General features: G+C 74.7%; 6 protein-coding genes. 3 read left to right on the plus strand and 3 right to left on the minus strand.

Annotated features, from left to right (window positions below; genetic code table 11):
• Positions 1-114 precede the first annotated feature (114 nt).
• Together ACZDWJ_RS14910 and ACZDWJ_RS14915 are read left to right on the plus strand one after the other, a co-directional pair.
• Positions 115-420 carry a type II toxin-antitoxin system VapB family antitoxin gene (locus ACZDWJ_RS14910; protein ID WP_463522142.1) on the plus strand — a complete coding sequence of 102 codons (306 nt, stop codon included), beginning with the start codon at positions 115-117 and terminating at the stop codon, positions 418-420.
• Positions 417-1,022: a LytR C-terminal domain-containing protein gene (locus ACZDWJ_RS14915; protein WP_463522030.1), complete on the plus strand. Its 606-nt coding sequence runs from the start codon at positions 417-419 to the stop codon at positions 1,020-1,022. Before ACZDWJ_RS14910 ends, ACZDWJ_RS14915 begins: the two co-directional genes overlap by 4 nt.
• 15 nt (positions 1,023-1,037) lie before the next feature.
• On the opposite strand, the gene ACZDWJ_RS14920 is transcribed toward ACZDWJ_RS14915, so the two are convergent.
• Positions 1,038-2,543 (minus strand): potassium/proton antiporter, encoded by a 1,506-nt coding sequence (locus tag ACZDWJ_RS14920; RefSeq protein WP_463522032.1) that lies wholly within the window; start codon positions 2,541-2,543, stop codon positions 1,038-1,040.
• A gap of 130 nt (positions 2,544-2,673) precedes the next feature.
• Here ACZDWJ_RS14920 and ACZDWJ_RS14925 point away from each other — a divergent pair, with 130 nt between their 5' ends.
• Complete coding sequence (locus tag ACZDWJ_RS14925) at positions 2,674-4,155, plus strand: FAD-binding protein (RefSeq protein WP_463522034.1); 1,482 nt, start codon at positions 2,674-2,676, stop codon at positions 4,153-4,155.
• Positions 4,156-4,250: 95 nt separating this feature from the next.
• On the opposite strand, the gene ACZDWJ_RS14930 is transcribed toward ACZDWJ_RS14925, so the two are convergent.
• A complete protein-coding gene (locus ACZDWJ_RS14930) occupies positions 4,251-5,954 on the minus strand; it encodes an AMP-binding protein (RefSeq protein WP_463522036.1) in 1,704 nt (567 codons plus the stop codon).
• Positions 5,951-6,279, minus strand: a 329-nt coding sequence (locus ACZDWJ_RS14935; RefSeq protein ID WP_463522038.1) for an enoyl-CoA hydratase-related protein, incomplete at its 5' end; no start/stop codon positions are given. The genes ACZDWJ_RS14935 and ACZDWJ_RS14930, both read right to left, overlap by 4 nt.

Here is a 6,279-nt window from a genome sequence, read left to right on the forward strand (position 1 = left end):
TTCAACATCATCTTCTGCGGCCACTTCCCGGCCGGCGTCGCGACCTTCTCCGACGCGTCGCGGGGCCATCGCCGCCCGAGGAGGACGGCGCACCGCCGCTGTTATGGTCGAGCGGTGATCTTCAAGCGCGTGGGCGAAGGACGCCCGTACCCGGATCACGGTCTCGGATCTCGTGACTGGGCCGGCCTGCCGCCGCGCCAGGTCCGCCTCGACCAGCTGGTCACCACCAAGGACACCCTGCAGCTCGCGGCCCTGCTCGACGAGGACTCGACGTTCTACGGCGACCTCTTCGCCCACGTCGTGTCCTGGCGCGGGGAGCTCTACCTCGAGGACGGCCTGCACCGCGCGCTGCGGGCGGCCCTCCAGCAGCGCACCGTGCTGCACGCCCGCGTGCACGCCCTGGACGAGCCGGCGTCATGAGCCACGCGTCCGGCCCTCCTCCGACACCGGCGGGGCCGGGCGACGCGCCGCGCGCCGGCCGCTCCCGCGTCACCACCCAGACCGCCACCCTGCTCACGCTCGTGGTGCTCCTGGTGGTCGGCTTCATCTGGGGCGTCTCCGCGCTCACCGCCCCCTTCGGCGACGCGGGCGACTCCAGCGGCACGGGGGCCGCCGCGGCCGACGATCCGAGCGCCTGCCCGGGCGGACAGGCGCCCACGAGTCGGGTCGTGCGGCCGCGCGAGGCGGTCGTCTCCGTCCTGAACTCCGGCACCCGCCGCGGCCGAGCCGCCGAGATCATGAGCGCGCTCACCGACCAGGGGTTCCGGCAGGGCACCATCGGCAACGCGCCGGCCGGCGTCGAGGTCGGCGTGGCCGAGGTCTGGTCCGCGAGGCCGACCGCCGCCGCGACCCGCCTCGTCCGCTCGACCCTGCCGTCGGGGACCCTCGTGCGTCCGATTCCGGCCGGAGTGAAGGCGCGCGGGGTGATCGTGGTCGTGGGCGACGGCCTGGAGGGCCTCACCGCCGCAAGCACGTCGGTGCGCGCCCTCACCTCCACTCCGTCCTGCGCCGACGGGTCCTGAGGCGCGCCGCGCCGGTCAGCCGCGACGCTCGGGGGCGACCCAGTGGGCCAGGCGGCCGTGGAGGCTGACCTCGCGCAGCCGCGCCTCGGTCTGCTCGCGCACCCGGCGTGCGGTGACGATCAGCAGGTCGTCTCCGCGCTTGAGGGCCGTGCGGTGCTCGGGGACGATCGTCTGCCCGTCGCGGATGACCAGGGAGACCGACGCCCCGACGGGCAGGCGCAGCTCGCTGACCTCGACGCCGTGCAACCGGGAGGCCGGGCTGATGGTGACCTGCAGGAGGTCGGCGGCGATCCGCTCGAGCGGGGCGGCCTCGAGGTCGAGGTCGCGCGGCTCGGAGCGACGGGCGACCTTGAGCACCCGGGCGACCAGCGGGAGCGTCGGCCCGGTGAGCAGGGTGTAGACGACCACCATCACGAAGACGATGTCGAAGAGCCGCTCGGCGCCGTCGACGCCCTCCGAGAGCGGGATCGTCATGAGGACGATCGGCACGGCGCCGCGCAGCCCGGCGTAGGACAGGAAGGCCAGGTCCGGCCAGCGCATCGGACGCACGACGGCGCTGACCAGCACCGAGATCGGCCGCGCGACGAGGGTGAGGATCAGCCCGGCGAGGAGGGCGAGGCCGACGACCTCGGGGGTGATGCGGGTCGGGGACAGCAGCAGGCCGAGCATGACGAACAGCCCGATCTGGGCCAGCCAGGCGATGCCCTCGGAGAAGGATCGGGTGGCGCCGCGGTGCGGAAGCTCGGAGTTGCCGAGCACGAGGGCGGCGACGTAGACCGCGGCGAACCCGCTGGCGTGCAGGGCGGCGCCGGCGCCGTAGGCCAGCAGCGCGAGGCTGAGCACCGCGATCGGGTAGAGGCCCGAGGAGGGCAGCGCGGCGCGGCGCAGCAGCCAGGCGCCGAGGGTGCCGATGACCAGGCCGAGCACGAGGCCGGCGAGCAGCTCGTAGACGACGATCCCGGCGATCGCCCAGGCCGGCTGCTCGGCGGCCGCGCCGCTGGCCACGAGCGTCACGAGGACGACGGTGGGCGCGTCGTTGAGACCTGACTCCGCCTCGAGCGCACCGGTGAGACGCGAGGGCAGGGGCACGACCCGGAGGACGGAGAACACCGCCGCGGCGTCGGTGGGCGAGCAGACGGCGCCGAGCAGGATCGCCAGCTGCCAGTCCAGACCGAGCAGCCAGTGACCCGCGACCGCCATGACGGCCACCGACACGACGATGCCGAGGGTCGCCAGGGACGCACCCAGCCGCATCGAGGGTCTGACCTCGCGCCACGACGTCGTCAGACCGCCCTCGGCGAGGATGAGGACCAGCGCCGCGAACCCCAGCGCATGGGCGAGCTCGGCGTCCTCGAAGGGGATCCCGAGGCCGGACTCGCCCAGTGCGACGCCCATGAGCAGGTAGAGCAGGAGGCTCGGGAGGCCGGCGCGTGCGGTGAGCCGCACGGCGAGGACGGCGGCGAGGGTGACGGCGGCGCCCCACAGCACGAACACGTCGAGCTCGTGGACGTCGAAGGTCATGTCACCTCGGGGGTCGGTGGCGAGTGGGAAGTCTATCGGCGGCCACCTGGTCCGCGGGGGCGGCAGGCTGTGGAGCGGCTGTGCTGTGACGACCGTCGCGCAGAACTGGAACTTGTTCTAGATTTGAGCCATGAGCGGAACCGCGATCCCGGCCGTCGTCCCGGCCACCGAGGTGCCCGAGGGCGCCGAGCACTACGACGTCGTCGTCATCGGCTTCGGGATCGCCGGCGGGTGCGCCGCCCTCGAGGCGGCGCGGGCGGGAGCCCGGACGCTGATCCTCGAGCGCGCCGCGGTGCACGGCGGCACGACCTGCATGGCCGGCGGCCACTTCTACCTCGGCGGCGGCACCGCGGTGCAGCAGGCCACCGGCCACGAGGACACCCCCGACGACATGTACGCCTACCTCGTCGCGACCAGCCGCGACCCCGAGCACGACAAGATCCGCGCCTACTGCGACGACTCCGTCGAGCACTTCACCTGGCTCGAGGCCCTCGGATTCGAGTTCGAGCGCTCCTACTTCCCCGGCAAGGCCGTCATCCAGCCCGGCACCGAGGGCCTGATGTTCACCGGCAACGAGAAGGTCCACCCCTACCGCGGCCAGGCCCGTCCTGCGCCGCGCGGCCACAAGGTCCCCGTGCCCGGCGACACCGAGGGCGCGAAGCTCGTCGTCGACCTGCTGCGCGACCGGTGCGAGGAGGCCGGCGTCGAGGTCCGCTACGAGACCGGCGCGACGAACCTGGTCGTCGACGACCGGGAGGGCGAGGCCCGCGTCGTCGGCGTCGCCTGGCGCTCCTTCGAGCGCACCGGGGTCCTGCGCGCCGACGCCGTGGTCGTCGCGGCCGGCGGCTTCGTGATGAACCCCGACATGGTCGCCGCCCACACCCCCGCCCTCGGCTCGAAGCTCTTCACCCTCGGCTCCACCTACGACGACGGCCTCGGCATCCGCCTGGGCGCCTCGGTGGGCGCGGAGCTCAAGCACATGGACGAGCCCTTCATCACCGCGCCGTTCTACCCGCCCTCGAGCCTGGTCAAGGGCGTCATCGTCAACAAGGACGGCCGGCGGTTCGTCGCCGAGGACTCCTACCACTCGCGGACGTCGTACCACGTCATGCACCAGCGCGACTCCGCTGCGTACCTCATCGCCGACAGCGCCCACATGGGCGAGCGCGGCATGCCCCTGGTGAAGTTCCTCGACGGCTACGAGTCGATCGAGGAGATGGAGACCGCGCTCGAGCTGCCCGCCGGATCGCTGGTGGCGACGATGGCCCGCTACGACGAGCACGCCGCCCGCGGCGAGGACCCCGACTTCGGCAAGCACCCCGACTGGCTCGCCCCGCAGACCGAGGGACCGTGGGGGGTCTTCAGTCTGACGCTCGGCGAGGCGCTCTACGCCGGGTTCACCCTCGGCGGCATCGCCACCACCGTCGACGGCCAGGCCCGGCGTCCCGACGGCACGGTCATCGAGGGCCTCTACGCCGCCGGCGCCTGCGCCTCCAACATCGCCCAGGACGGCGCCGGCTACTGCTCGGGCACCCAGCTCGGCGAGGGGTCGTTCTTCGGGCGCCGGGCCGGTCGTCACGCCGCCGCGCGGGCCCGCACCGCGGTCGGCTGACCGGGGGCAGTCTCCCCGGATATCCGGGGAGACTGGACGTTGTCAGGGGAAGCCTCCCCCGACGACGTCCAGTTCTCCCTGACCTGATCGGCCTCTCAGCGCGCCGAGGCGTCGAGGGCGTCCACGGAGTCGGCGCTGACGAGGAGCCGCCGCAGCACCTTGCCGGTGGCGTTGCGCGGCAGGACGTCGACGAGCCACACCTCGCGCGGGACCTCGTGGCGCGCGAGCCGCTCGCGGGCCAGCGCGCGGAGGGCGTCGGGGAGGTCGGGGGCGGCGTCGGCACGCGGCACGACGACGGCGCGCAGTCGCTGCCCGAACTCCTCGTCGGGCACGCCGACGACGACGGCCTCGTCGACGTCGGGGTGCTCGCCGAGCAGCGCCTCCACCTGCGCCGGGACGACGTTCTCGCCGCCGGAGACGATCATGTCGTCCTCGCGGCCGTCGATGTGCAGCAGGCCATGGGCGTCGAGGTGGCCGACGTCGCCGGTGGAGACGTGGCCGTCGACGACCTCCTTGCCCGAGCCGTCGGTGTAGCCGCCGAAGGCCAGCAGGCTGCGGACGAACACGGTGCCGGACTCCCCCGGCGCGACGGGGCGGCGGTCGGCGTCGAGGATCCGCACGCGCGCGCCGGCGGGCGGACGGCCGACGCAGCCGGGCGCGAGGGCGAGCTCGTCGGGCAGCGCGACGGCGGCGACGCCGACCTCGGTGGAGCCGTACATGTTGTGCAGCACCGGTCCGAGGAGGGCATGGGTGCGCACGCACAGCGCGGCGGGCAGCGCGGACCCTGCGGCGAAGATGCGGTCGAGGCTGGCGAGATCGGCCGGGTCGGGCTCGAGGGCGAGGATGCGGTGCAGCATCGTCGGCACCAGGACGAGCGCCTGCGCCCGCGTCTGCGCGACGGTGGCGACGCACCGGGCGGCGTCGAAGCGACGCGCCAGCACGATCTGGCAGCCGGCCGCCATCGCCAGCACCAGCTGGGAGAGGCCGGTTCCGTGGAAGACCGGCGCCGCCATCACGACGATGCCGCCGCGCGGGAACGGCAGCCGGTCGAGCACCTGGCCGCTCTGCAGCGGCGAGACGCGTCCGCGCGGCGCCCCCTTGGGGACGCCGGTGGTGCCGCTGGTGAGCACGACGAGGCCGCCGGAGCGGGCAGGCGTGGGCGGCGGGGTCGCGGGAGCGGCGGCGACGAGGTCGGCCAGGCCGGTGACGCCCGGTGACGCGCCGTCGAGCACCACCCGCGGCAGCGGACGTCGGTCGGTGGCCGCGACCACGACCGCCTCGGCCTCGAGGTCGTGCAGCAGCAGGTCGACGCCCTCGCGCTCGAGCACCGCGGCGAGCTGCGGGGCGGCCGAGCCGGTGTTGAGAAGCACGACCCGCATGCCCGCCCAGCCGGCGCCGGCGAGCGCCACGACGGCGCCGCGGTGGTCGCGGCTGAGGAGGCCGACGACGACCGGCCGATCGCCGTCGGACGCCGGAGCGGCCAGCGGCGCCAAGGCTCGCAGCCCGTGCGCGAGACCGGAGGCCTGACGCGCCAGCTCGCCGTAGGAGATCGTGCCGTCGTCGTCGCGGATCGCGATCGCCTCGGGGTGGACCCGGGCGCCGCGCCGCACCATCGCCGCCACCGGCCCGAGCCGCTCGGTGTCGCGCGCGGCGAGCAGGGTGCGGACGGGGTGGGCGGGCTCGACGAGCCGCTCGCGCAGCAGCACGCGGGCGGCGTCGACCGCGTCGCGGACGTCGAGCAGCCCGTCGACGAGCCGATCGGGCAGGCGGTCGGGCAGGTGGTCGAGCAGCCCGCTCATCGGCCGCTCCACACCGGGTCGCGCTTCTCGGCGAACGCGGCGACCCCCTCGCGGGCGTCGTCGCTGAGCACCACCGGCGAGGCCAGCTCGCTCTGGCGCGCGAAGCCCTCCTCGGGCGACCAGGTCGGGGCGGCGTCGACGATCTGCTTGCCGACGGCCACCGAGAGCGGCGCGTTGGCGGCGATGCGCAGGGCGAGGTCGAGCGCGGCCTCGAGCGCGCCGCCGGCCGGGACGATCCGGTTGACCAGGCCGAGCTCGGCCAGGCGCGTGGCGGGCAGCGGATCGGCCACGAGCGCGAGCTCGAGCGCGATCGGACGCAGCAGGG

This window comes from Nocardioides sp. B129/18, from assembly GCF_055282735.1.